At 72.8% G+C, this 24,485-nt stretch carries 21 protein-coding genes; 5 read left to right on the top strand and 16 right to left on the bottom strand.

Features of this window, described 5'->3' with window-relative positions; all coding sequences use genetic code 11:
* Positions 1 to 14 precede the first annotated feature (14 nt).
* On the bottom strand, positions 15 to 659 hold the full coding sequence (locus tag MOPEL_RS00975) for a hypothetical protein (protein WP_009480974.1): 645 nt from the start codon (positions 657 to 659) through the stop codon (positions 15 to 17).
* Positions 656 to 1,978: a glycosyltransferase family protein gene (locus tag MOPEL_RS00970; protein ID WP_009480973.1), complete on the bottom strand. Its 1,323-nt coding sequence runs from the start codon at positions 1,976 to 1,978 to the stop codon at positions 656 to 658. The genes MOPEL_RS00975 and MOPEL_RS00970 overlap by 4 nt, the downstream gene beginning before the upstream one ends.
* A gap of 174 nt (positions 1,979 to 2,152) precedes the next feature.
* On the opposite strand from MOPEL_RS00970, the gene MOPEL_RS00965 reads away from it, so the two are divergent.
* On the top strand, positions 2,153 to 2,746 hold the full coding sequence (locus MOPEL_RS00965; RefSeq protein WP_009480972.1) for an acyltransferase: 594 nt from the start codon (positions 2,153 to 2,155) through the stop codon (positions 2,744 to 2,746).
* Positions 2,747 to 2,958: 212 nt separating this feature from the next.
* Here the strand turns inward: MOPEL_RS00965 and MOPEL_RS00960 are convergent, their stop codons facing one another.
* From MOPEL_RS00960 to MOPEL_RS00935, 6 genes are all read right to left on the bottom strand, one after another.
* Entirely contained in the window at positions 2,959 to 3,720 is a 762-nt protein-coding gene (locus tag MOPEL_RS00960; RefSeq protein ID WP_009480971.1) for an ABC transporter ATP-binding protein, read from the bottom strand.
* On the bottom strand, positions 3,717 to 4,898 hold the full coding sequence (locus tag MOPEL_RS00955; protein ID WP_009480970.1) for a FecCD family ABC transporter permease: 1,182 nt from the start codon (positions 4,896 to 4,898) through the stop codon (positions 3,717 to 3,719). Before MOPEL_RS00955 ends, MOPEL_RS00960 begins: the two co-directional genes overlap by 4 nt.
* Before the next feature lie 32 nt (positions 4,899 to 4,930).
* Positions 4,931 to 6,094, bottom strand: a complete 1,164-nt coding sequence (locus tag MOPEL_RS00950) for an ABC transporter substrate-binding protein (RefSeq protein WP_009480969.1) — start codon at positions 6,092 to 6,094, stop codon at positions 4,931 to 4,933.
* Positions 6,095 to 6,254: 160 nt separating this feature from the next.
* Positions 6,255 to 7,298, bottom strand: a complete 1,044-nt coding sequence (locus MOPEL_RS00945; protein WP_009480968.1) for a glycosyltransferase family 2 protein — start codon at positions 7,296 to 7,298, stop codon at positions 6,255 to 6,257.
* Between the two features lie 43 nt (positions 7,299 to 7,341).
* Positions 7,342 to 8,718 (bottom strand): hypothetical protein, encoded by a 1,377-nt coding sequence (locus MOPEL_RS00940; protein ID WP_141631097.1) that lies wholly within the window; start codon positions 8,716 to 8,718, stop codon positions 7,342 to 7,344.
* Positions 8,666 to 9,754, bottom strand: coding sequence for a YveK family protein (locus MOPEL_RS00935; protein ID WP_009480966.1), 1,089 nt, complete (start codon positions 9,752 to 9,754; stop codon positions 8,666 to 8,668). Before MOPEL_RS00935 ends, MOPEL_RS00940 begins: the two co-directional genes overlap by 53 nt.
* Before the next feature lie 227 nt (positions 9,755 to 9,981).
* Here MOPEL_RS00935 and MOPEL_RS00930 point away from each other — a divergent pair, with 227 nt between their 5' ends.
* Complete coding sequence (locus tag MOPEL_RS00930) at positions 9,982 to 11,418, top strand: lipopolysaccharide biosynthesis protein (protein WP_009480965.1); 1,437 nt, start codon at positions 9,982 to 9,984, stop codon at positions 11,416 to 11,418.
* On the opposite strand, the gene MOPEL_RS00925 is transcribed toward MOPEL_RS00930, so the two are convergent.
* Genes MOPEL_RS00925 through MOPEL_RS00895 form a run of 7 tightly spaced genes read right to left on the bottom strand, consistent with a single transcriptional unit; the run spans position 11,363 to position 19,072 of the window.
* On the bottom strand, positions 11,363 to 12,679 hold the full coding sequence (locus tag MOPEL_RS00925; protein WP_009480964.1) for a glycosyltransferase: 1,317 nt from the start codon (positions 12,677 to 12,679) through the stop codon (positions 11,363 to 11,365). The genes MOPEL_RS00930 and MOPEL_RS00925 overlap by 56 nt on opposite strands.
* A gap of 2 nt (positions 12,680 to 12,681) precedes the next feature.
* Positions 12,682 to 13,689 (bottom strand): glycosyltransferase family 2 protein, encoded by a 1,008-nt coding sequence (locus MOPEL_RS00920; RefSeq protein WP_009480963.1) that lies wholly within the window; start codon positions 13,687 to 13,689, stop codon positions 12,682 to 12,684.
* Entirely contained in the window at positions 13,686 to 14,846 is a 1,161-nt protein-coding gene (wecB, locus tag MOPEL_RS00915; protein ID WP_009480962.1) for a non-hydrolyzing UDP-N-acetylglucosamine 2-epimerase, read from the bottom strand. The genes MOPEL_RS00920 and wecB overlap by 4 nt, the downstream gene beginning before the upstream one ends.
* Positions 14,843 to 15,523: a GNAT family N-acetyltransferase gene (locus MOPEL_RS00910; protein ID WP_051992156.1), complete on the bottom strand. Its 681-nt coding sequence runs from the start codon at positions 15,521 to 15,523 to the stop codon at positions 14,843 to 14,845. The genes wecB and MOPEL_RS00910 overlap by 4 nt, the downstream gene beginning before the upstream one ends.
* Positions 15,520 to 16,665 (bottom strand): polysaccharide biosynthesis C-terminal domain-containing protein, encoded by a 1,146-nt coding sequence (locus tag MOPEL_RS00905; protein WP_009480960.1) that lies wholly within the window; start codon positions 16,663 to 16,665, stop codon positions 15,520 to 15,522. The genes MOPEL_RS00910 and MOPEL_RS00905 overlap by 4 nt, the downstream gene beginning before the upstream one ends.
* Positions 16,665 to 17,696, bottom strand: coding sequence for a polysaccharide biosynthesis protein (locus MOPEL_RS00900; RefSeq protein ID WP_009480959.1), 1,032 nt, complete (start codon positions 17,694 to 17,696; stop codon positions 16,665 to 16,667). Before MOPEL_RS00900 ends, MOPEL_RS00905 begins: the two co-directional genes overlap by 1 nt.
* Positions 17,693 to 19,072, bottom strand: a complete 1,380-nt coding sequence (locus MOPEL_RS00895; protein WP_009480958.1) for a glycosyltransferase family 4 protein — start codon at positions 19,070 to 19,072, stop codon at positions 17,693 to 17,695. The genes MOPEL_RS00900 and MOPEL_RS00895 overlap by 4 nt, the downstream gene beginning before the upstream one ends.
* An 80-nt stretch (positions 19,073 to 19,152) precedes the next feature.
* On the opposite strand from MOPEL_RS00895, the gene MOPEL_RS00890 reads away from it, so the two are divergent.
* A complete protein-coding gene (locus MOPEL_RS00890; RefSeq protein ID WP_009480957.1) occupies positions 19,153 to 20,379 on the top strand; it encodes a DegT/DnrJ/EryC1/StrS family aminotransferase in 1,227 nt (408 codons plus the stop codon).
* Complete coding sequence (locus MOPEL_RS00885; RefSeq protein ID WP_009480956.1) at positions 20,376 to 21,131, top strand: sugar transferase; 756 nt, start codon at positions 20,376 to 20,378, stop codon at positions 21,129 to 21,131. Before MOPEL_RS00890 ends, MOPEL_RS00885 begins: the two co-directional genes overlap by 4 nt.
* On the opposite strand, the gene MOPEL_RS00880 is transcribed toward MOPEL_RS00885, so the two are convergent.
* Entirely contained in the window at positions 21,112 to 22,932 is a 1,821-nt protein-coding gene (locus MOPEL_RS00880; RefSeq protein ID WP_009480955.1) for a polysaccharide biosynthesis protein, read from the bottom strand. The genes MOPEL_RS00885 and MOPEL_RS00880 overlap by 20 nt on opposite strands.
* Before the next feature lie 398 nt (positions 22,933 to 23,330).
* Between MOPEL_RS00880 and MOPEL_RS00875 the strand changes: the two genes are divergently transcribed.
* Positions 23,331 to 24,299 (top strand): zinc-binding dehydrogenase, encoded by a 969-nt coding sequence (locus MOPEL_RS00875; RefSeq protein ID WP_009480954.1) that lies wholly within the window; start codon positions 23,331 to 23,333, stop codon positions 24,297 to 24,299.
* Positions 24,300 to 24,485 lie beyond the last annotated feature (186 nt).

The following is a 24,485-nucleotide window of genomic DNA, read 5'->3' as shown; positions in this document are numbered from 1 at the left end:
CCACCGGGAGGGATTCAGTCGCGCGTGACGGCCGGGGCGTCCCGCAGCTCCCGCACGACGCGGGCGGCGGCGGTGACGTCGGAGGGGACCGCGGGACCGGCGACACGCCGGGCGAGTACCCAGGCCGCCTTGCGGGAACGCAGATCGACGGGCACGAGCACGTCGGCCCACGTCGTGAGCGCGGCGGCCTCCTGCGAGCGGGCCACGGCGATCGAGAAGTCGGTGGCGACACCGTCGGACTTCACCGCCAGGCGACGCCGCAGGGCCTGACCGAGCGGGGCACTGCTGCTCACGACGTCGAGAGGATGCCCGGTGCGGGCGAACACCCGCCGCGTCACCGGCCTCGTGAGTCGGCCCGTGCGGCGGCCCACCGCGGCGAGGACACGCCGCGGGTGCGTGCGCGGCAGCGCCGCGAGGGGGGAACGCAGCACCCCCCGGGAGAGGCGCGGGCGGGTGATGTTGGGGTGCACCGGCTCCGGCCGCGACCAGTCGAGCGTGGGCCCGAACACGAGGTGCTCGACGAGAGGCAGGGCGACACGCGGGTGCTGCCAGGAGACAGCCGCGAGCTCGTCGCCCTCGACGAGACCCAACTGCTCCCGCCATCCCGCGACGGTCTCGGGGGTGCGGCCCCGGCCGGTGTCGACGATGACGATCCTCATGCCCGCGCCTCCTTCGTCACGGCGCGGGTGAGGGCCTCCACCCGCGGCACCATCTGCAGATCCCGGGCATAGCGCTGCGCGAACTCCGCGCACGCCGCCCGCACGTCCTCGTCGGCGGTGAGGGCCGCGTGGGCCGCCCGCTCGAGGGCGTCCGCGATCGTCTCCGGCTCGAGGTCCTCGACGCCGAACCACAACGGGTAGTCGCGCAGGACGTCGGTCGCGGCGTTCCGCGGGTCGTGGACGGAGACGATGGGCAGGGCGCTCGCGGCGTACTCGAACACCTTGCCGCTCGTCACGTAGAGACCCGCGCCGAGGACGAGGAGGCACGCGTCGAAGTCCTCGTACGTCGCCTGCACCCGGGCCTTCGGCACCGGCCCCTCGTAGGTGAGGCCGTCGTCCGCGTACTCCTCGACGAGCGCGAGGAGGGCGGGGGAGGGCGTCGAGTAGAACCCGAGGTACCCCCACAGCTGCGCCCGCGCGCCGTCCAGGTCGCCGCCGCGCGAGCGGGCGAGACGCCAGCCGCGGGCGAACTCCGCCATCGGCACCTTGGCCGACACGGTGCCGATGTACCCGAAGGTGAGCGGCCGCCGCGAAGGACGCAGGCGGGCCTCCGGGGCGAAGGTGGGGTCGTACCCGTTGGCGACGACGTGCATCCGGGAGGCGTGCTCGGGATGCCGTTCGGCATGCCAGCGGCGGATCGGCTCGTTGACGAACCACACCTCCGTCGCGCCGGCGAGGAGGGAGCGCTCGATGCGGTCGGCGCGGCCGCCCTCCTCGTGGAGGAGACCGCCGTCGAACACGTCGAGCATCCACGCGTCGCGATAGTCCATGACGAAGGGCACCCCGTGCTCGGCGTTGAGGACGGCCGCGGCGCAGAAGTCGACGTTGGGGTTCGCCGTCGCGACCGTGAGGTCGACGGGGCGACGCCGGTGCACCTCGAGGGCGGCCCGCTCGAGCGGCCGCCGCCACGGCCCGTACCCCTTCTCGGGGAAGTCCCGCTGGTCGAGCCGCACCCGACGGTTGCGCCACTGCCGTGGCGCCCACACGCGCAGGGCCGACCACGAGCGCAGGTCCGTGTCCATCGCGGGCCACGAGAACGGCACGCGCACGACCTCGATCCCCGGGGCGACGAGTGCCTCGAGGGAGGGGTCGACGCCGGTGTACTTCTCGAACGTCTCCCGGTCGGCGGTCAGCACGGTGACGTCCCACCCGGCGCGGGAGAACGCGTTGACCGTCGCGAGCGCCCGGTACACCCCACCGCCACGGGAGGGCGGGAACCCCCACGCCACGTACAACACGTGCGGTCGCGCCTCGGCCATGCGAACTCCCTCGGGGTGGCGATCGGGACGGGGACAACCCTATCCGCGGCGGCTCGCGGCCGTCGTCGCGCCGCGCCCGGGCCGCTCCCGGTGGCCCGGGGGTGGGGAGCCTAGGCTTGCCGCGACGCACGTCGGCGCATCGGCGCCGACCCCTCGACCCTGCAGGAGGCCTGCATGTCCGTCCGCATCCAACCCAGCGCCGACGTCTCCGAGGACGCCCAGATCGGTGAGGGCAGCTCCGTCTGGCACCTCGCGCAGGTACGCGAGCAGGCCGTCCTCGGCGAGAACTGCATCGTCGGTCGCGGCGCCTACGTCGGCACCGGCGTGAAGATGGGCGACAACTGCAAGCTGCAGAACTACGCCCTCGTCTACGAGCCCGCCGTGCTCGAGGACGGCGTGTTCGTCGGCCCCGCCGTCGTCTTCACCAACGACCACTACCCACGGTCCATCAGCCCCGACGGCACCCTCAAGCGCGGTGACGACTGGCAGGCCGTCGGCGTCACGTGCAAGCAGGGCGCCTCCATCGGTGCCCGCTCCGTGTGCATCGCGCCCGTGACGATCGGTGCGTGGGCGCTCGTCGCCGCCGGGTCCGTCGTCACGAAGGACGTCCCCGGCCACGCCCTCGTCGCCGGCAACCCCGCCCGGCGTATCCGCTGGGTCGGCCGCGCGGGTGTGCCGCTCGAGGAGATCGGCGAGAACCGCTTCCGCTGCCCCGAGACCGGCGAGACCTACCGCCAGGACGGCGAGACCCTCACCCTCGAGTCCTGAGCGCCGCTCCCGTAGGGGAGACACACGCAGGGGCCGCACCGTCGAGGTGCGGCCCCTGCGTCGTGTCCGGCTCCGGATGTCCGTGCCTGCAGCGCGCTCGCGAGATCCCCAGACCCCGTGGTGCCTCGTGTCGCCGTCCGCCTCCACCCGCCGTACCCGTCGCGCCTCGTCGGTCCGCGTTCGACCGGGGTGAGTCCGCGGCGGGCGGTGCGTCAAGCGGAGAACCCGTGCGGGGTGACGACGGGGACGCCGCCGTCGGAGAGGACCCGCGCCTCGACGCGGTACGTCGTCGCGAGCGTCTCGGGGGTGAGGACCTCCTCCGGCGACCCGACGCACACCGTGCGTCCGTCGCGCATGACGAGGAGTCGGTCGCAGTAGCGGGCGGCGAGGTTGAGGTCGTGCATCGGCATGAGCGTGACGCCGCCGAGGGAGTGGGTGCGCTCGCGCACGAACCCGAGGACCTTGACCTGGTGGTGGAGGTCGAGGGCGGACGTCGGCTCGTCGAGGAGCATGACGCTCGGCCGGCGCACCGTCATCTGCGCGAGGCCCGCGAGCTGACGCTGACCGCCGGAGAGGTCCCCGAGGTAGCGGTCGGCGAGGTGGGCGATGCCGAGCTCGTCGAGGCACGCCATCGCCTGGTCGACCTCGGCGCGGCTCGTGCGCCACGCCGACCGCCGCCGCAGGCCGACGAGGACGGCCTCGAGGACGCTGAGGGCGACGTCGCCGGGCGGGTCCTGTGGAACATACCCGAGGATCGACCGCAGTCGCCGCCCCGTCACGGGTCGGTCACCGTCCGTGACCTCGACGCGACCGGAGCCGGGGAGGATCCCCGCGACGACCTTCATGAGCGTCGACTTGCCGGAGCCGTTCGGGCCGAGGACGCCGACGACCCCGCCGCTCGGCGGGAGGGACACCCCGTCGAGGGCGCGGTGGGAACCGTAGGAGTAGGCGACGTCGGTGAGGGCGATCCTCATCGGGCACCTCCGAACGCGGCGCGGCGGCGCAGCAGGATGATCGCGACGAACACCGGCACTCCGACGGTCGCCGTGAGGATGCCGACGGGCACGGCCACGCCGGGCACGACGACGAGGCTGAGGGCGTGCGCCCCGGCGAGCAGCGCCGCGCCGGAGAGGATCGATGCGGGCAGGAGGAACCGCTGGTCCTCCCCGACGAGCACCCGCGCGACGTGTGGGGCGACGAGCCCGACGAACCCGATGATCCCGACGAACGACACCGCCACCGCGGCGAGGAGCGACACGACGACGAGGGAGACGACGCGCATCCGCGTGACGTCGACGCCGAGCGCGCGGGCACGGGCGTCGCCGAACCGCATCGCCGTGAGCTTCCAGCCGTTGAGCGCGAACCACGGCACCGCGACCGCGAGGGAGATCGCGACGACCGCGACGGCCGTCCACGTCGCCCGTTGCATCGAGCCCATGCTCCAGAAGACGATCTGCTGGAGGCTCTCGGTGCTCGCCCGGTACTGCATGAGGGTGAGCAGCGCCTGGAACCCGAAGACCATCGCGATGCCGAAGAGGACGACGGTCTCCGTGCTCGCCCCGCGCCACATCGACACGGCGGAGATGACGACCGCGGTGAGCAGCGCCATCCCGCCCGCGAACACGGTGAGGGTGTGCTGCGGGCCGATCGGCAGGGAGATGCCGAGGACGATCGCGAGCGCCGCCCCGAACGCGGCCGCCGCCGACACCCCGAGGGTGAACGGCTCGGCGAGGGGGTTGTCGAGGATCGTCTGCATCTCGAGGCCGCCGAGCGCGAGGGCGGCACCGACGAGCACGGCGAGGAGCGCGGGCGGGAGGCGCAGCCCCCACACGACGCTGCGCATCTGCGCGTCGACCGACTCGGGGGAGAGGACCGCCCGGGCGACGTCACCGAGCCCGTAACCGAGCGGGCCCGTCGCGAGTCCTGCGAGGAACGCGACGACGACGAGGGCGCCGAGCACGAGGAGGATGCCGGCCCGTCGCAGGCCACGGCGACGAAGCGCCGTGAACCGCTCCCCGGCCGCCTGTGTCGCCCGCTCCGCCTCCACCGGGGTGACGGCGGTCGCCCCGGCTGCGGACGGCGGGGGCGGTGGCGAGGACGGGGCGCCGTCGGGGACGGCGTCGGCGCGGCGGCCGGGTGCGGTGACGGACATGGGAACTCCTCGGGAGACGACGGTGGGGGCGATCAGCGCAGCGAGCTGACGACGGTGCCCTCGGCGGGGAACGGCATGAACTTCTCGGAGAAGTCCGCCCACGTCTTCTGCGGGTCGACGTCGGGGAAGAGCTCCGGGTGCTGCCACTTGGCGAACGCCTGGTAGGCGACGAAGTTGTACGGCGCGTCGTAGAACTGGTGGTAGACGCCGTGGACGCGGCCGGTGTCGAACGCCTCGAGCTGGTCGAAGCCGGGCTGCTTGCGCAGCGAGGCCAGGGAGGCGTTCGCCTCCTTCTGCGTGACGTCGTAACCGAGGGCGAGATAGGACGTCTTCGCCTTGTCGTCGAGCTTCTGCTTCGACCAGGCGCCGCCGGTGGCGACGACGACGTCGGGCTGCGCGGCGAGCACCTGCTCGGGGGTGAGGTCGCCCTCCTCGCCGGGGAGGTGCTTCGTGCCGAGGTTCGTGCCGCCGGCGCGGGTGAGCATCTGCCCGAAGTTCACGTCGCCCCACGTCGAGCAGCACGCCTTGACGCCCGGCGCGCGCCACGCGAACGACGTCGGCCTGTTCGTCGCGGACTCGGCCTTCTGGACGACCGGGTCGACGACGCCGTGGTAGTAGGTGAGGAACTCCTCGGCCTTGTCGCCGCGGCCGAGCAGCGCGCCGATGGCCCGCATCGAGACGTCGGTGTTCTTCGCCGGGTCGACCCGGAAGTCGGTGACGACGTATGTGAGGCCGGCCTTGTCGAACTGGGCGAGGAGCCCGTTCTTCTCCGCGGCACGCATCGAATCGAGCGTCATGACGTACACGTCGGGCTTGTGGGAGAGCAGGCTCTCGACCGTGAGGTCGCCCTGGGCGAGGGACCCGACCTTGGGGATGTCCGCGACGGCCGGGTGCGCCTCGGCGAGGCGGGCGTACATGTCCGGCGCCGCCTTCTCCATGTCGCTGCCCCACGCGACGACGTGGCGGGTCGGGTCCTCCTTGTCGAGCACCATGCTCGCGTAGGCCTGACGCTGCTCGCCGAAGACGATGCGCTGCGGCACGGCGGGGAGCTCGACGGTGCGGCCGGCGGCGTCGGTGATCGTCACCGCCGCGGCGGAGGAGGACGACGACTCCGTCGGGGTGCCGGCCTGGCCGCAGGCGGTGAGGGCGAGGCAGCTGAGGGTGACGCCGACGAAGGCGGTGCGGGAGGGCAGCACGGGACTCCTTGACTTAGGGGGACCTTAGTGAGGCCACCCTAAGTCACTGGGGGTGGGGTGGGGCAACCCGCTGTCGTGCCGCACCCTCGTCCCGCCGTCCCGTGGCGCGCGACGGCCGCATTCCCACGCGCGACGGACGCGGGGATGCGGGGGAGGGTGTTCAGCGCCGTGTGCGTGCGGAAGCCCGAGCCGGGGACTTCCTGAGGAGGTAGCCCTCGAGGAATCCCAGTCCCCAGCCGTAGTGCATCGCCAGGAACGCGCCGGGCAGCGCCGCGGCCGACACGGTGCGGTCCTCCGGGGCCCCGGGCTCGACCTGCGTCTCGCGCCGGCCCCGCCACGCGTGGGCGCTCGCCGCGCCGATGCCGAAGAGGTAGGGCGAGTAGGCCGCGGCGGCGAGGCGGGGAAACCGCGTCGCGAGAACGCCGAGCCCGGCCGTCCCCGCGACGGCGACGGGCGCGGCGAGGTGGCGGGCACGTATCGCGTCGCGGCCGTTCTTGCGGACCATCGCCGCCTTGCCCCGGCCGTAGCGGCGGTACTGGTGGAACAGATCCGGCACGGACTCGCGCACGTGCCAGTAGATGTGCATCTCCGGGTCGAACGCGATGCGGTATCCGAGCCCGAGGATGCGGTGGTCGAAGTCGACGTCCTCGTTGACGAGGAGCGTCTCGTCCCAGCCGTTCACGCGCCGGGCGACCTCGGTGCGGTACACCCCGAACGAGGCGTGGTCGGTCTCGCGGAACTCCCGCCCGAAGTGGTTGATCGAGTTGCCGACGCCGAACGGGCTCGACAGGGCGAGCGCGACGGCGCGCCCCTGCGGGGTGCGGGCGACGCCGTGGCGGATGCCGCCGACGGCGGCGAGGCCCGGGTCCGCTTCGAGGTGGCGCAGCGCCCGGGCGAGGTAGTCCGGCGACACGGACGCGTGGCCGTCGATGCGGGCGACGAACTCCCCACGCGCGGCGGCGAGACCGATGTTGAGGCCGGCCGGGATGTTGCGCTCCGGGTTGTCCAGGAGGCGCACGCGGGGGTCGCCCGCGGCGAGGCCGGCGACGATCTCGGCGGTCGCGTCGGTGGATGGCCCGTTCATCACGAGCACCTCGAGGTCCACGCCCTGGTCGGCCTGCGCGAGGGCGGAGGCGATCGCCCCCGCGACCGAGGCCTCCTCGTCGAGGACGGGCATCAACACACTGATCCGGGGCCGGTTCATGGCTCCTCGTTCCTTCTGTCGACGGTCGATGGTCGGGCGCCGGTCAACGACGCCTGCGGAGGCCGCGCCACGACGTGGGCGGCGGGGGCGGCTCGGTGTCGCCCGGCGATCCCGCCTCGATGTAGCCGCGGGCGGCGGGAGCCCACAGGGTGACGACGGCGAACGCGGGCACGATGATCGGCTGCGCCGGCGGCTGCAGGAGGAAGAACTGCAGGAGCAGCGACGCCGACAGGGCCCGCTCGTGGGCGCGCATGAACGGGACGACGCAGAGAGCGAGCAGGAGAGCGCCCGCGAAGAAGCCGTACTCGTAGAACACCTTGCCGATGGTCGGGGCGATGAGCCCGTCGGTGCCGCTCGCCTCGACGGCCTGCCGGGAGGCGCCGGCCCCGTACCCGACCCACACGCCCCACGGCTCGGCGACCCAGCGGGGGATGAGGTAGAGGTACGGCTCGAAGCTGCGCATCGCGGCGGAGCTGTTCGACTGCCCCACCTCCGTGACGCGGCTGAGGAGCACCTGGCCGATCGCCGTCGGGATCGCGACGATCGCCGCGAGGAGCCCCGGCACGACGTACTGGCGCAGCAGGGACCCCTGACGGGTGAGGAGCATCCCGATGACGCCGAGCGCGATGATCGCGAATCCCGATCCGGCGACCGTCGTGAGGAGGCCGAGGAAGAGGAACACGACCTTCCAGATGGGCGCGCGGGTGAGCAACGCCGTCATGAAGCACACGCCGAGCGTGAACGACATGAACGACGGCTCGAGCATGATCCAGCCATTGGACTTGTAGATGGGGCTGCCGTACGTGATCGGGTAGCTGATCGCGAACCCCGTCACGTGGAGCGAGTCGGGGAGGATGTCGAACAGCCAGTCCCGGTAGGCGATCCCGACGAGCTGGGTGAGGAGGAACGTCAGCGACAGGCCGCTGAGCCAGAGGCCCACCGTCGTCACCGACCTCATCATCCGCCGGTACGTCTCGCCCGAACGGTCGCTCATCATGAACACGACCGGGAACCACATCGTCATCCAGAACAGCCAGCTGTTGACGCTGATGTAGGGACGGTGGACGAACAACGTCTGCGGGAGGGCGACGGCCGAGGACGCGGCCGCGGCCGTCAACCACAGGAGCAGACGCTGCCGCTCGATGACGAGGACCCCCGCCCGCCAGGCGGCGAGGCACCACAGCACCGTGATCGGCACCGTCAACGGGATCGAGATGTTCGGGACGGAGATCCGCTGCAGGACGATGTTGAGGACGAACAGCCACAGCAGCCAGCGGACCGGATCCCGCCGTCGGCCGTCAGGGCCGACGACGGTGCGCGGGTCGGCCTCGAGCGTCGTCGGGGCCGGGGCGGCGTCGAGGCCGCGCTCAGCCGTCGACGACGACACAGACGCGGTCGCCGAAGGAGTTGACGTACTCATCGAGCCACTCGAATCGGGTCTTACGGGGGCGCACGAGGACGAGGAGCATCGCGTGCTCGTCGCGGCCGGTGCGCTTGACCACGGCGTTCGTGAGGGGCGTCTGGACGAGCGTCGCCGCACGGGGACGCGCACCGGTCGCGTCGGGCTGGAAGGCGGCGAGGTCCTCGGTGAGGACGACCTCACGACCGGCCGCGTGGAATCCGGCGGCGACGGGCTCGACGAGGTTGCGGACGGCGCCCGCAGGGGCGCGGACCCCGGTGAGGACGACACGGTCGACGTCGCCCGCCTCCATGCTCAGGAGGGTGGGCAGCTCCCGCGTCGAGACGAACTCCAGCTCGGGGTAGACGCGACGCATCTCGTCGATGGACGACATCTGGCCGCGGCGACCGCCGAAGACGAGCGCGAGGGCGACGCCGGCGAGGAGACCACCGAGCAGACCCATCGCGACGAGGAGCATCGTCGAGGGGCCCTCGGCCGTGTCGGCCTGGGCGCTCTGGAGGACGGCGAGGCGGCGCGACTGGGTGAGGAGCTGGCCCTGCTGGTCGGCGAGCTGGCCACCGAGGCGGGCGACACGCGCCTCCTCGGCGGACTTGTCACGCAGCGGCTGCCCCTGGATGAGGACGCTCGTGGAGCGGGTGAGCTCCTTGAGCTCTTCGTCGATGCGGACATTGCGCGCCTCGACGGCGGCGTCCGCGACGGCGTTGGCCATGCGGGCGGCCTTCTCGGCGTCACGGTCGGTGGCCTTGAACGTGAGGAACGACGTCTTGACCTCGGCGCCGACCTCCGTCTCGGCGGACAGGTCCTTCGGCGCCATGCCGAGCTTCTGTGCAGCCGCCTGCATGACGTCCCGCGACGAGGCCTCGATGAGCGCGCTCTGCTGGGCGCTCGCGACGGCGTCCGCGTCGGGCAGGGACGTCTGGACGTTGACGATCGCCGTCGCCGACTTCGGCGCGGAGACGCCTGCGAGTCCCCCCAGGACAGCGCCCGTGAGCCCGAGGACGGCGGGAATCCACCACCACCTGCGCAGCGTCGCCATCAGTGACCGTCCCCACGGATCACGATTGTTCTCGGCCGGTGTGGCCACGATCTTCCCCCTCGTCGAACCGACAGTGCGTCCCCGACGTGCAGGGACTCCCTGCCAGTTTAGGTGCGTGTGCACACGTCACCAATTCGACTTGGACGCATGCTCAAGTCGCAGGGCGCCCCGTCCGTCGGGCCGCGTCGCCGCAGGGGCGGAGACGTTCTCCCGCCTACGATCTGCGGGTGAGGATCATCCGCCGACTCCGTGACGGGTCGTTGCTCGGGGCGTCGGGACGCGACATCGCCTACCTCTCCTCGGGTGCGCTCGTGTCGCAGATCGTGCTCGCCGCCGGCCAGATCGTCACGGCCCGTCTCTACGGCCCGGACGACTTCGGCCACTTCGCCGTGATCCTCGCGTGGGCGAACATCCTCGCCGTCCTCGCCACGCTCAGGTACGAGATGGCGATCCCGCTCGCCGAGTCCGAGGACGACGCCCGGGCGCTCACGCGGTTGTGCCTGACGACGACGACACTCGCCTCGCTGACCGTGTTCGTCGTCCTCGGTGGGCTCGCGCTCGTCCGTGGGGTGCCCGGTCTGTGGGTGGGGGGTGCCTGGTGGGCGATCCCCTTCGTCCTGTGGGGCACGGCCTGCTTCTCCGCGATCCGCATGGCTGCCTCCCGCGACGGCCGGTTCGCCCGTCAGGGGCGGGCGGGCGTCGTGTCGTCGGTCGGGCAGGTCCTCACCCAGGTCGTCCTCGGCATCGCCGGGTGGGCGCCGGGTCTCAGCGTCGGTCAGGGGATCGGCCGGGTGCTCAACGCGGCGTGGATGGGTACGGGGGGTCTCCTCCGGCGCGGCACGTCCTTTCGCGTGGTCGCGTCCCGATGGCGTCGGATGCCGATGCTCAACACCTTCCCCGCCCTGCTCAACGTCGTCTCCGTGGGGGCCGTCGCACCACTGGTGGCCCGGTGGTACGGCGTCGCGTTCGCGGGACAGTTCGGGTTCGCGACACGGTTGCTCGCGGCACCGGCCGTGCTCCTCGGGCAGGCCGTCTCCCAGGTGCTCTTCCCCAGGCTCGCCCGCCTCGACCGGGAGAGCGACGGCGCGCGGACCGGCGTCGAACTCCGCCGGGCGACCGAGGCCCTCGTCCTCGTCGCCCTGCCGGTGTTCTCCATCGTGTGGCTCCTCGGGCCGGAACTCTTCGCGCTCGTGTTCGGTGTGCGGTGGCGGGAGGCGGGTGTGCTCGCGGCGGTGATGGCGCCGTGGCTCGCGGCGAACTTCGTCTCCTCCCCACTGTCGACCTACGCCACGGTGCGCGACCAGCTCGGGCGCATCCTCCTCATCTCCCTCGCGGAGGCGGGCAGTCGCCTCGTCGGCCTCTACGTCGGCGTCCTCACGGCCTCGGCGGTGACGGGCGTGGCGTGGTACTCGGTGGCAGGCGTGGTCATCTGCGCGGCGTTCACGTCGTGGGTGCTCGGCCTTGCGGGCGTGTCTCGGCAACGGTTGCTGCGCGACCTGCTCGGCCCGTTCGTCGTCACGCTCCTCGCTGCAGCGGCGTCGGTGGTGGCGCGGCTCCTCGGCGCCGGGCCGGTCGTCGTCGCGGTCGGAGTGCTCGGAGTGTTCGCCGTCAGCGTCCTGTGCGGTCGCCGGGTGCTGCGGTTGCTGCCCGGTAGAGCGCGCTGAGTCGGGCCGCGACCGCAGGGCCACCGAACCGGTCCTGCGCGACGCGGCGGCGGTCCTCGTCGGGCGTCGTCGTGCACTCGTCCGTCCCCGGCGTCAGGGCCGCCTCGAGGCCCAGGGCGAGGTTCTCGGGCGAGCCCGTCGGGACGAGGACGCCCGCACCGGGAAACCACACGCTCTCCGGCCCGCCGCTGCGGACCGCGACGAACGGGACGCCCGCCGACAACCCCTCGAGCAGCGTCACGCCGAACGTCTCGACGGGACTCGCCGAGACGACGAGCGCGGCACCCCGGAGGATGGTCGCGACCCGATCCCGCGCCACATGGCCGGTGAGGCGGACCCGGCCCGTGAGCCCGAGCTCGGCGACGAGGGCGGCCAGCCGCGGCGCCTCGGGGCCGTCCCCGACGAGGACGAGGTGATGCCGGTCCCGGACGTGCGCCGGGAGGATCGCGTAGGCGCGGACGAGGGCATCCATCCCCTTGTGTGCCCTGAGGGTGCCGATGCTCACGAGGTCGCCGGAACGCGCCGCCTCCGGGCGTCGCAGCCCGAATCCGGCCGGGACGACGTTGCCCACGACGACGACGTCCTCGGCGGGGAGCGCCGCGGCCTGGCTCGGACTCACCGCGACGACGGCGGCGCACGCCTCGTAGATCCGTCGCGCACGGGCGATCTCGGACGGGGCGAGCTGATCACGTCGGAACGCGCTCGAGTGCTCGGTGACGACGACGGGCACGTCCCGCTCCCGTCCGAACCGCACCGCGGCGGCCCCGGCAGGGAAGACATTGTGGGCGTGGACGACCTCGGGCGCCGGGTCGAGACGGCGCAGGTCCCGCCGCATCGCCGCCGCCGCGGCGGCCTGACCGGCGCGATCGTGGAGGACACGACCGGCCGTGCGCAGCCGGGCGGAGGCACCTTTTCCGGCGGACCCGCTCGGCGACGGTGCGGTGCCCGGGGCCACGACGGCGGGAGCGGGTGACGGCGCAGTCGTGGACGCTGAGGACACGGTGACGCTCGCCCTCCTTCCCGCGACCGGCGTGGACGTGGATGCGGCTGCGCGGCGTTCGGCGCGGCGCCGGCGCACGTCGGTGACGGCGCGGCGCCGGCGCACGTCGGTGACGGCACGGCGCAGCGTCGGGGGTTCGTGGTGGACGACGGTGACGTCGTGACCGGCCGCGCGGAGGGCGTCGACCTGGTCCCGCACGAACATCGCGCGCTCGGGGGCTCGGGAAGTGGGGTACTCCCCGGCGACGATAGCGACACGCATGCTCAGCGTCCTCGCCAGCCGGTGAGGGGCGTGAGGAAGCGGGCGCGGGCACGCCACAGCACGGGGTGCGACATCGAGGCGACGGCGAGACGGTCGACGAGCGGCAGGTCGGAGGTGAGGACCGCGCCCGTGCGCCCCTCGTGGCGGAGGCGTTCGGCCTCGACCTCGGCGGCGAGCCGACGGCGCACGTCGTCCGGCAGGTCGAACCGGTCGGTGGCGAGCAGGGCGTCGAGCGCGGCGAACCGCGCGTGGAGGGCCTCGTCCATCGCGGTGAACGGCTTGTTGCGCGGGTTGGAGTTGCCCGCATGGCGGCGGTAGTGGACGACGACGTCGCCCGAGTCGACCCGCACCTCGGCGAGCGCGTCGGCGGCGTTGCCCATCCAGATGTCCTCGGAGACGAGGTGGCCGGGGATGGGCATGACGCGCTCGGCGAGCGGACGGGTCATCGTGATCGACGGGCCCGACATGCTGCCGCGACGCCCGCGGGGGACGACGGTGGGCGAGTTGCCGGGGGTCTCCTCGAAGAGTTCGAGCTTGAAGAACGCGACGGCCGGACGGTCGAGGTAGGGACGCAGTGCCTCGACGCGGCTCGTCAGCGCGTTGGCGGGCACGGTGTCGTCACCACCGACGTGGCACACGACCTCACCCGAGGACGCCGCGTAGGCGGTGTCGAACGCCGCGACCTTGCCCATCGCCGTGCCCGAGGCGACGAGCCGAACGCGGGAGTCGCGGGCCGCGTACTCGGCGACGATGTCGGCCGTGTCGTCGGTCGAGCCGTCGTCGACGAGCAGGAGTTCGAAGTGCGCGTGGTCCTGGGCGAGGACGCTGTCGAGCATCGACCGCAGGTGGGCGTGCTCGTCGCGGACGGGGGACAGGATCGAGACGAGCGGCCCCTCGCCCCCCGCGCTCGCGACGAGCGGGGCCCGGTGTTCGACGAGCGCGGTGCGGGGAGACACCGCCCCGTCGACGACGGGCCGGGAGGACGGCCGTGGCGTCTCGTCCGTCGTCATCGTGTCGGGCCCTGTTCCCGCAGCCCCGACCACTGCCGGTGACGGCGGTGGGTGGAGAGGACGAACCGGACGGCACGCTGGGAGCAGTCGTCGATGTCGTAGTCGGCGGGGAGGACGACGTCGGTGCGTCCGTCGGGGCCGACGGTGGAGATCGCGTCGTGGACGGCCTCGACGACGCCCTCGGGGTCGAGCCCGGTCATGACGATGGCGCCGGTGTCGAGGGCCTCGGGCCGCTCGATCGAGTCGCGCAGCGTCACCGCCGGGAACCGCAGGAGGGAGGACTCCTCGCTGATCGTGCCCGAGTCCGAGAGGACGCAGAGGGCGTCCTGCTGGAGGCGCACGTAGTCGATGAACCCGAGGGGCGGGTGGAACGTGATGCCGTCGAGGTCGATGTCCTCGGCTCCCGGTCGTGCCGCAAGGACGTCGAGGCGTTTGCGCGTCCGCGGGTGCGTCGAGACGAGGACGGGCACGTCGAACGCGTCGCGGGCGGCGACGAGGCACCGCAGCAGCGCCGAGAGGCGGGCGGGGTCGTCGACGTTCTCCTCGCGGTGCGCCGAGACGAGGAGGTACCCACGCGGCTCGAGGCCGAGGTCGGCGGGGGCGGTGCTCGCGGCGAAGGCGTCGGCGTGGTGGTCGAGGACCTCCTTCATCGGCGAGCCGGTGAGGAGGATGCGGCGCGGGTGGAGTCCCTCGGAGAGGAGGTTTCGGCGCGCATGCTCGGTGTAGACGAGGTTGAAGTCGGCGACGTGGTCGACGAGGCGACGGTTCGTCTCCTCGGGGACGTTCTCGTCGAAGCAGCGGTTGCCGGCCTCCATGTGGTAGACGGGGATCCGTTTGCGTTTGGCGATGATCGCCGCGACCGCGCTGTTCGTGTCGCCGAGGATGAGCACGGCGTCGGGGCGCACCTCGTCGAGCACTTGCTCGGTCTTGATGAGGGTCTCGCCGAGCACCCGCCCCAGGCTCGAGGTGTCGACCTCGAGGAAGTGGTCGGGACGCCGGATGCCGAGCTCGTCGAAGAAGATCCCGTTGAGCTCGTAGTCGTAGTTCTGTCCGGTGTGGACGAGGACGTGGTCGACGGTCTCGTCGAGGCGTGCCATCACCCGCGAGAGGCGGATGATCTCGGGCCTCGTGCCGACGATCGTCATGACCCTGGTCATCGCGTGCTCCTCGGATCGGTGGGGTGGGTGTCGTCGCCGGGTGCGAGGGCGGTGAGGTCACGTTCGTTGCGCATGAGTCGTCGTCCCTCGGGTGTCGTGCTCACCTGCGTCTCGACCCAGCCGCAGCGGCGGTAGAAGGCGCGGACGGCGATGTTCTCGTCGGCGTCGGTCTGCAGGTAGGCGCGGCGGGCGCCCATGGCCGCGGCCCGGTGGCACCACCGCTCCTGGAGTTCGGCGCCGATGCCGGAGCCGCCGTGGGCCGGGTCGACGACGATCGAGGAGAGCAGCGCGAACGAGGGGGCGGGGGCGTCGCCGCGGTACGTGAGGGCCCGCACGAGTCGGGGCACGGCGGTCGGGTGACGCAGCGCGCCGCGTGCCCCCGCGAGGGCGAACGCGACGCCGTGTCGACGAAGGAGGCGGGAGTAGAACCCCGCGGGCCGCGTCGTTCCGACGACGACCCCGACGGGACGACCGCGCTGTGGCCCCGAGGCGAGGCGGGCGACGACGGCGACCGCGCTGGGGTCGTCGAGGTGGCCGCGGTAGAACTCGCGGAGGAACGGCAGCCCGAGGCTCGTGAGGAAGAATGCCGGGAACCCACGCTCGTGGATGCGCGCGAGTTCGGCGATGTCGGTGGGCCGCAGGCCCGTGTACTCGTACGTCGCTCCCACGATGGTCACGCTCCGGTTCGGTCGCGCCCGGTGAGGACGGGCAGCGGGTAGGTGTCGGGGTTCTCCGGGTCGAGGAGATCGTTCGTCCAGAACGCGGTGACGAGCTCGGTGTCGCCGACGTTCTCGATCGAGTGGGTCCACATCGTCGGCATGTCGACGACGGCGGGCTCGTCACCGGTGCAGCGGAACTCGAGGACCTCGTCGGTGAGGACGCGGCGGAGCCGGATGAGCCCCGTCCCCGAGAGCACCTGGAACCGTTCGATCTTGTGGAGGTGGACGTGGTCGCCGCGCGTGTACCCCGGGTTCGTGCTCGAGACGAACGCCTGCCCGGTGCCGCCGTGGACGCGGATCGTCTCGACGAGGGTGCCGCGCTCGTCCGAGCGCGGCGTGGGGCGCAGCGGGTAGGCGTCCGGCCACATCGCGGCGCGGAGGGTGTTGAACAGCGCGACGTCGAACGCGTCGGCGAGGGCGGGGATCTCGCCGAGGGGGGCGTAGACCTCGTGCATGTGGGCGAACCGGTGGGCGACCTCGGAGATGAGGATCGGACGGCCCTGCGGCCACGTCACCTCCGGCGCGACCGCGCCCTGCTCGACGACGTCGAGGAGCGCCTCGGCGGCGTCCTGGACGTGGAGGAGCGGCAGCTCGCGGTCGCCGACGATGCTCGGCTGCTCGCCGTGGGCGATGCGGTGCGCGAACGTCGCGACGAAGCTGTTGTACTCCGGGCGTCCGTGCTCGCCGAAGAGGCCGGGAAGGCGCACCTCCCGCACGACGGCACCGCTGCGAGTCGCCCACTCGCGCAGGGCGTCCCCGGCGCCACGCTTGCCCGCGGCATAGGGGGAGTCGACGCCCCAGTGGCCGGGGTCGACGTACGTGCTGCCCGCGTAGACGACGGTCGGGGCGACGCCCGCCGCGTCGAGGGCGCCCGTGAGGTCGGTGGCGAGGGCGACGTTGCCGTGGGCGAGCTCGTCCTCCTCACCGCGGTTGTGCCCGGCGAGGTGGAGCACGGCGTCCGCGCCCGTGACGAGCTCGCACAGGCGCGGCCACTCGGCGCGGCCGACGGGCACGACCTCCAACTCGGGGCGCGTGAGCAGCAGACGGGTGCGGGTGTGCCACCCGAGGAACCCGGCGGCGCCGGTGACGACGACGCGCATCAGCGTCCCTCAGGAAGGATCACGATCTCGGGCAGCGTGCGCAGCAGCGCGACCGTGCCCTCGACGTCGAGGCGTTCGGTGTTCTCCGAGGTGTAGTCGGTCTCGACGCTCGCGCGGGGGTCGCCCTCCTCGAAGTACTTCTCGTACTGGAGGGAACGGGCGTCGACGGGCACGCGGTAGTAGTCGCCCTCGTCGGTGGCCGTCGCGCGCTCCTCGCGGGAGAGGAGGGTCTCGTGCCGCTTCTCGCCGTGGCGGGTGCCGATGACCTCGATGGGGTGGTCGGGCACGCCCATGACGACGGCGACGGCGCGGGCGAGGGTCTCCACCGTGCTCGCGGGGGCCTTGCGGACGAACAGGTCGCCCGGCTGCGCATGCTCGAAGGCGTACTCGACGAGGTCGACCGACTCCGCGAGCGACATGAGGAACCGGGTCATGCTCGGGTCGGTGACGGTCATCGGCCGCCCGCTGCGGATCTGCGCGACGAAGTGGGGGATGACCGACCCGCGGGAGTACATGACGTTGCCGTAGCGGGTGACGCTCACCGTCGTTGCCGCGTCGGGGTGGCGGCGCGCGAACGCCTGCGCCGTCTTCTCCATGAGCGCCTTGCTCATCCCCATCGCGTTGACGGGGTAGACGGCCTTGTCGGTCGACAGGCACACGAGCGAGCGGACGCCCGCGGCCGCGGCGGCGTCGACGACGTTCGCGCTGCCGACGACGTTCGTCTTCACGGCCTGGTCGGGGAAGAACTCACAACTCGGCACCTGCTTGAGCGCCGCCGCGTGGAAGACGTGGTCGGCGCCGACGAACGCCGCGTCGACGCTCGCCCGGTCACGCACGTCACCGAGGAAGAACTTGAGCCGGTCGTCGGCGAAAGCGACCCGCATGTCGTGCTGCTTCGCCTCGTCGCGGGAGAGCACGTGCACCGCGCCCACTCCTCGACCCAGGAGGTGCCGGGCCATCGTCGACCCGAACGACCCCGTCCCTCCCGTGATCGCGACGGTCGTTCCGGTGAGGTCGACGTGCTCGATCACCGCGTCCTCCTCGTGTGCGCCGTGCTCGTGGATGTCATGGGTGTCGCCGTCGTGCGTCTCGTGATCCTGCGTGTCGTGCGTGTCGTGCGGGTGGCTCGACCCGCGCGTGCCGTCTCGAGGTGGGCCTCGGCGCGGTCGAGCGCCCGGTCGAGGCCGAAGTGCTCCTCGTAGTACGCCCGCCCCCGGCGGCCCCGGTCGGCGAGTCCTCCTCGTCCACTCTGGCACACGGCGGCGAGGACGCCCGTGAGCGCCGCGACGTCACCGGAGTCGACGGCCCATCCGGCGCCGGACTCGCGGGCCACGTCCTGGACGTCGCCGTCCGCGGCGACGACGAGCGCCTTCGCCGCGGCGAGGGAGGCCTGGGTCTTGCTCGGCATCGTGATGCGGGAGAGGGGGGTGGCGGCGAGGCCGACGAAGCAGGCGTCCGCGCCGGCCATGAGCACCGGCATGCGGTCCTGTGGCACCCGTCCGGGGAACGAGACCGCATCGGGGACGAGGCCGGCCTTCTCCGCCCGGGCGCGCAGGTCGGCCTCGGCGACGCCCGAGCCGACGACGACGACGCGCAGACGCGGCGCCCCGGCCGACGGTGAGGCCGCGTACCGCGCCGCGGCCTCGACGAGGGTCTCGAGGCCCTGCGCGTGGCCGATCGCCCCGGCGTAGAGGAGGACGACGTCGTCGGGGTCGACCCCGAGGGACGCCCGCCACGTCTCGCCCTCCCGACGCAGCGCGTCGTCGGCGGGGAAGAACGTCGACTCCTCCGCCCACATCGGGGCGTAGGCGAGCTTGTGCCGGGGCACCCCGCGGCGGGCGAGTTCGTCCCCCACCCCCGGTGCGATGTACGTGACGACCTCCGAGGCGGCGTACATCGCTCCGCACCACGCCTCGAGCGTCGCCTCGACGGTGCGTACGAGAGGTGAGGGTCGTGGGGCGAAACCGCCCGCGGTGAGCGTGTCGGGCCAGAGATCCGCGACGTGGCACACCGCCGGCACGCCGAGCACGTGACGCGCCGCGAGCATCGGCGCGGCCACCGTGATGGGGGAGTAGTTGACCCACATCGCATCGAGGCCTCGGAACGAGGAGGCCCCGTTGACGAGGGCGCTCGCGCCGAACGACCCGTAGTTCGTCATGCGCCGCCATGCGCGGCCGTCGTGGCTCGGGTAGAGCGCGACACGGGTGACGTCGACCCCGTCCTCGACCCGGCGGCGACGCCGCGACATCCGCCACCCCTCGGCGAGTTCGCCGGAGGGGTAGTTGGGGAACCCGGTGAGGACGCGCACCTCGTGACCACGGGCGAGGAGGCCCCTCGCGAGGACGCCGGGGAGGGCGGCCGGGCCGGGCTCCGGGTCGTACCACTGCGTCAGCACGCCGATGCGCACGGGCTACTCCTCGGGTCCGAAAGACGTCGACCCCGGCGTGCGCGCCGCATCCTCCGAGGTCGTGGCCCTATCGTAGCGATGTGAGCGAATCCCCAGACGTGACACCGCCGGTCGTGCCCTTCGCCGCCCCCGACGTCGGCGAGGCCGAGATCGACGCCGTCGTCGAGGCCCTCCGCTCCGGGTGGTTGACGACGGGGCCGCGTGCCGCGGCGTTCGAGACGGAGTTCGCCGAGTTCCTCCGGACTCAGGCGGGTGCGCACGCAGCGGGGGGTGCCGAGGCCGTCGTCCCCGACGAGGTCCACGCCGTCGCCCTCAACTCCGCCACCGCCGGCCTCCATCTCGCCCTCGAGGCGATCGGCGTCGGCCCGGGCGACGAGGTCCTCGTGCCGACGTGGACGTTCACCTCGACCGCCGAGGTCGTCCGGTACCTCGGGGCCGATCCCGTCATCGTCGACGTCACCGACGACCTCCTCCTCGACCTCGACGCCGCCCGTGCCGCGCTCACCCCTCGCACCCGCGCCGTCATGCCCGTCCACCTCGCCGGGTTGCCCGTCGACCGGGCCGGTGTCGCCGCCCTCGCGGCCGACGCGGGGATCTCCGTCGTCGAGGACGCCGCACACGGCTTCCCCGCGCTCTCCTCCGGTATCCCGATCGGTCTCGGCGCGAGCGAGGCCGTCGTCTTCAGCTTCTACGCGACGAAGACGATGACGACGGGGGAGGGCGGCATGGTCGTCACCCACGACGCCGACCTCGCCCGCCGCATCCGCACGATGCGCCTCCACGGCATCAGCCGCGACGTCTTCGATCGCTACTCCACCCCCGGCGCGGGCTGGGCGTACGAGATCGTCGCGCCCGGCTACAAGTACAACCTCACCGACCCGGCCGCCGCGATGGGGCGCGTCCAGCTGCGCCGGGCCGTCGCGATGCGTGACCGGCGGCGCGCCATCGCCGACCGGTACGACGAGGCCTTCGCCGACCTGCCCGTCGAGCTCCCACCCCGGGAGCACCGGGAGGACGACCTCCACGCCTGGCACCTCTACGTCCTCCGTCTCGGGGAGGACGCCCCGCTCGACCGGGAGGCGTTCGTCGCACGCCTCGGGGAGGAGGGCATCGGCGCCAGCGTCCACTTCATCCCCCTCCACCGGCACCCCTACTGGCGAAAGACGTACGGGCTCGACGCTGCGGCCTACCCCGTCGCCGAACGGCACTTCCCCCACGTCGTGAGCCTGCCCCTGTCCTCCGGGCTCACCGACGCCCAGGTCGAGCGGGTCGTCGACGTCGTGCGGCGCACGCTGGGGGGCCGATGATCACGACGCCGCGGCCCGTCACGACCCCGCCCGGGACGCCCCTGTCGGATGGGGGCGCGACCGACGCCGCACGGACGGGAACGGCCACGTCCGTCTCCGGGGACCACCGACCGCCCCGTCGCCGCGTCGACCGTCGGCGGGCGCAGCTCAAGCGCTCGGTCGACGTCGTCGTCTCGGCGGGCGGGCTCCTCGCGACGAGTCCCCTCCTCGCGGGAATCGCCCTCGCCGTGCGGGCGGACTCGCCCGGCCCGGTGCTCTTCACCCAGACCCGTGTCGGCCTCCACGGGTGCGAGTTCGAGATCCACAAGTTCCGCACGATGACCGTCGCGGCGCCCGGGGAGGACCGCCAGGCCGTCACGGCGACCGGCGACGCCCGCATCACCCGTGTCGGTGCGCTCTTGCGACGCACCAAGCTCGACGAGCTACCGCAGCTGTACGACGTGCTCGTCGGCCACATGAGTCTCGTCGGGCCCCGCCCCGAGGTGCCTCGCTACGTCGCGGCCTGGGACCCCGTGGTCCGCCCGATCATCCTCTCCGTGCGGCCAGGCATCACCGATCCCGCGAGTCTCGCCGGCATCGACGAAGGAGCCGAACTCGCGCGTGCCGAGGACCCCGAGCGGCACTACCTCGAGAACCTGCTGCCCTGCAAGCAGGCGATGTACGTCGCCTACGTCGAGAACGCGACGCTCGCCGGGGACCTTCGGCTCGTCCTCGACACCGTCCGCGCCCTCGTCACTCCCCGCCGGCGCTGACCTCCGCGCGCGCCCCGGCGTCGACGAGGCCGCGCATGTGCTCCTTGAGCGGGGTGGCGGCGATGGGAGCAGGCTCCTTGAGTCGCGCCGGATCGAGCGCCGGGACCCCCACCGTGCGGACGAGCGGGTGGGCTGTGGCGCGACGCTCCTCCGCGTCGCCGAAGAGTTCCTCCTCGAGCTTCTCGCCGGGGCGAAGCCCCGTGTAGACGACGTCGACGTCGTGCCGGCCCGAGAGGCGGATGAGCGTGCGGGCGAGGTGGTCGATCCGCACCGGCTCGCCCATGTCGAGCACCATGACCTCGCCGTCGTGCCCCATTGCCGAGGCCTGCAGCACCAGCTGGCAGGCCTCCGGGATGAGCATGAAGTAGCGCGTCACGTCGGGGTCCGTGACGGTGACGGGGCCGCCGCGGCGGATCTGCTCGGTGAACGCCGGGATGATCGACCCCCGCGAACCGAGGACGTTGCCGAACCGCACGCTCACGAACGTCCCCGCATGGTGCTGCGCGTACCAGGCCGTGAGGCATTCGCCGATGCGCTTCGTCACGCCGAGGACGGAGGTGGGGTCGGCGGCCTTGTCGGTCGAGACGTTGACGACGGTGTCGGCACCCGCGGCCGTGGCCGCCGCGAGAACGTTCGCCGTGCCGAGGACGTTCGTCTTCCATCCCTCGCCCGGGTACCGCTCGAGGAGGGGCAGGTGCTTGAGGGCGGCGGCGTGGAACACGACCTGCGGGCGGCACGCGTCGAACACCTCGTCGAGCCGAGCCCGGTCGCGCACGTCGGCGAGCACGATGTCATCGGTGTCGAGGAGGCCATGGCCGACGAGCGACACCTGCGTGCCGTGGAGGCCCGACTCGTCCCGGTCGAGGAGGACGAGGCGTTCGGGGGAGAACCGCGCGATCTGCCGGCACAGCTCGGAACCGATCGACCCTCCCGCACCGGTGACGAGCACCCGACGCCCCGTGAGGTGGGCGCCGATCGCGCCCGTGTCGAGCTCGACGGGGCGACGGCCGAGGAAGTCGGCGAAGTCGACGTCGCGGAGATCGTGCACACCGGGCGTGCCGACCACCTCGCCGACCGTCGGGAGGATCTTCACGTCGATGCCGGCTCCGGCGGCGTCCTCGGAGATCTCCTCGACGACCTCCGCGGGCGCTGTGGGTGCGGCGAGGACGAGGAGGTCGGCATCGACCTCCTGCGCGACGCGGCGCAGGTCGTGTCTGCCGCCGAGGACGCGGATCCCCTCGATGCGGCGGCGCCGCTTGTCGGGATCGTCGTCGAGGAACGCGACGGGGGAGACGGGGCTGTCCTCCTCCGAGACGAGCATCCGCACGAGGCGGCTGCCCGCGCCGCCCGCGCCGAAGACGAGGGCGCGGCGGCCGCGTCCCGTGTTCACGGCACGTCGCGTCGCCCGCGCGCGCACGAGGAACCGGGCCGCGAACATGAACGCGAGGGCGAGGGGACCCGCCGTGCCCGGCGACGAGCGGGGCACCGGCGGCGGGTAGACGAGGAGCACCCAGGCGAGGAGCACGAGCGCCGTGAGAACGGTCGCGACCGTGAGGTCGACGGCCTCCTCATACGTGCCGCGTGCCCGATTGCGCCCGTAGAGCCGGAGCGCGAGGCCTACGAGGACGTGGACGACCGCGATGCCGACGACGACGAGCCACGTGTCGGCGGCGAACACCCGCACCGGCCGGAAGTCGTACCGCAGCCACACCGAGGCGAACAGCGCCACCGCCCAGGCCGCCGCGTCGACGGCCGCCCATCGGAGGGCAGGACGCCCCGGAATTCGCACGTCGGCGCGCACACGTCCTCCATTCGTGAACCACCCCGGCCCCCCGCCGAGTCGACGCCGTCGAGGCGTCCCACACCGCCATCTTACGTCGCGAGCCCCTCGTCACCTCGCTGCCACCCGCCTCGGCGTCGGCCCGATCCCCCTGTCCCCGTGGGGCGTCCGGACCAGGCCCCGACTCCCCGGCGTCCCCGCCCGGTCGCCGAGGAGCGGGCCGTCGCGTCCCGTCCATCACTGCCGCCTGCCGCCCGTGGCCCCTCCGCCGTCGCGCGCCGGGAGGTCCCCTGCCCGCCGCACGGCCGGGAGCGTGGTCCCGGCCGTGCGGATCGTGGATCGCATGCAGCCCCGTCGACGTGGGGCGCGCCACCGCGACGTCAGCTCCCGCCCGTGAGTCCCGGCGCTAGCATGGCCTCATGCTCGCCGTCTACTGCGAATCCCAGTCCCCCTCCGATCCTCTCGCCGGTCTCGTCGTGGGCGAGCGGCCCGAGCCGACGCCGACGGAGGGGTGGTCGGTCATCACGTTGCGGGCGGCGACGCTCAACCATCACGACCTCTGGTCGTTGCAGGGTGTCGGTCTGCCCGCCGAACGGCTGCCGATGATCCTCGGCTGCGACGGCGCGGGCGTCGACGACGACGGCAACGAGGTCATCGTCCACTCCGTCATCGCCTCGCCCGGGTGGTCGGGTGACGAGACGTTCGATCCGAAGCGGTCGCTGTTCTCCGAGGTGCATCAGGGCACGTTCGCCGAGCGGGTCCTCGTGCCGACGGCCAATCTCGTCCCCAAGCCCGCCGACATGAGCTGGGCCACGGCCGCCGCCCTCCCGACGGCGTGGCTCACCGCCTACCGGATGCTCTTCACGAACGCGGGTGTCACGCCCGGTGGTCTCGTCCTCGTGCAGGGCGCCGGGGGAGGCGTCGCCACGGCGTGCATCCAGCTCGGCGCGGCCGCCGGTCTGCGCGTGTGGGTGACGAGCCGTGACGAGGAGAAGCGGCAGCGTGCCCTCGAGCTCGGCGCCGAGGCCGTCTTCGAGTCCGGCGCCCGGCTGCCGGAGAAGGTCGACGCCGTCATGGAGACCGTCGGCGCCGCCACGTGGTCCCACTCCGTCAACGTCCTCCGCCCCGGCGGCGCGATCGTCACGTGCGGGGCGACGAGCGGTGACGCGCCGAAGAAGGCCGAACTCACCAAGATCTTCTTCCGCCAGCTGCGCGTCGTCGGCTCCACGATGGGCAACCGGCACGAGCTCGCCCTGCTCTCCCAGTTCGTCCGGCAGCACGACCTCGAACCCGTCGTGGACCTCGAGGTGCCGCTCGCCGAGGCCCGCCGCGGTTTCGAACGGCTCGCCTCCGGGGACACCTTCGGCAAGATCGTCCTCACGAACTGACCCGGGCACCCGCCCGCACATGCGACGCGCCGCCGTCACGGAGTTCGTCTCCGTGACGGCGGCGCGGTGTCTCGTGCCCGATCTGCGGCGGCCGGTGCGTCGCAGGCGTGGGTCCTGAGACCCTGGGGGAGCCTCCGCGGTCTGCGCGGACGGCCTTCCGAGTACGCGCCCGAGGCTCGGCGGCTC

Source organism: Mobilicoccus pelagius NBRC 104925, assembly GCF_000247995.1.
Classification (GTDB): domain Bacteria; phylum Actinomycetota; class Actinomycetes; order Actinomycetales; family Dermatophilaceae; genus Mobilicoccus; species Mobilicoccus pelagius.
The sequence above is the reverse complement of the archived record's forward strand: the minus strand, read 5'-3'. Positions and strand labels throughout refer to the sequence as shown.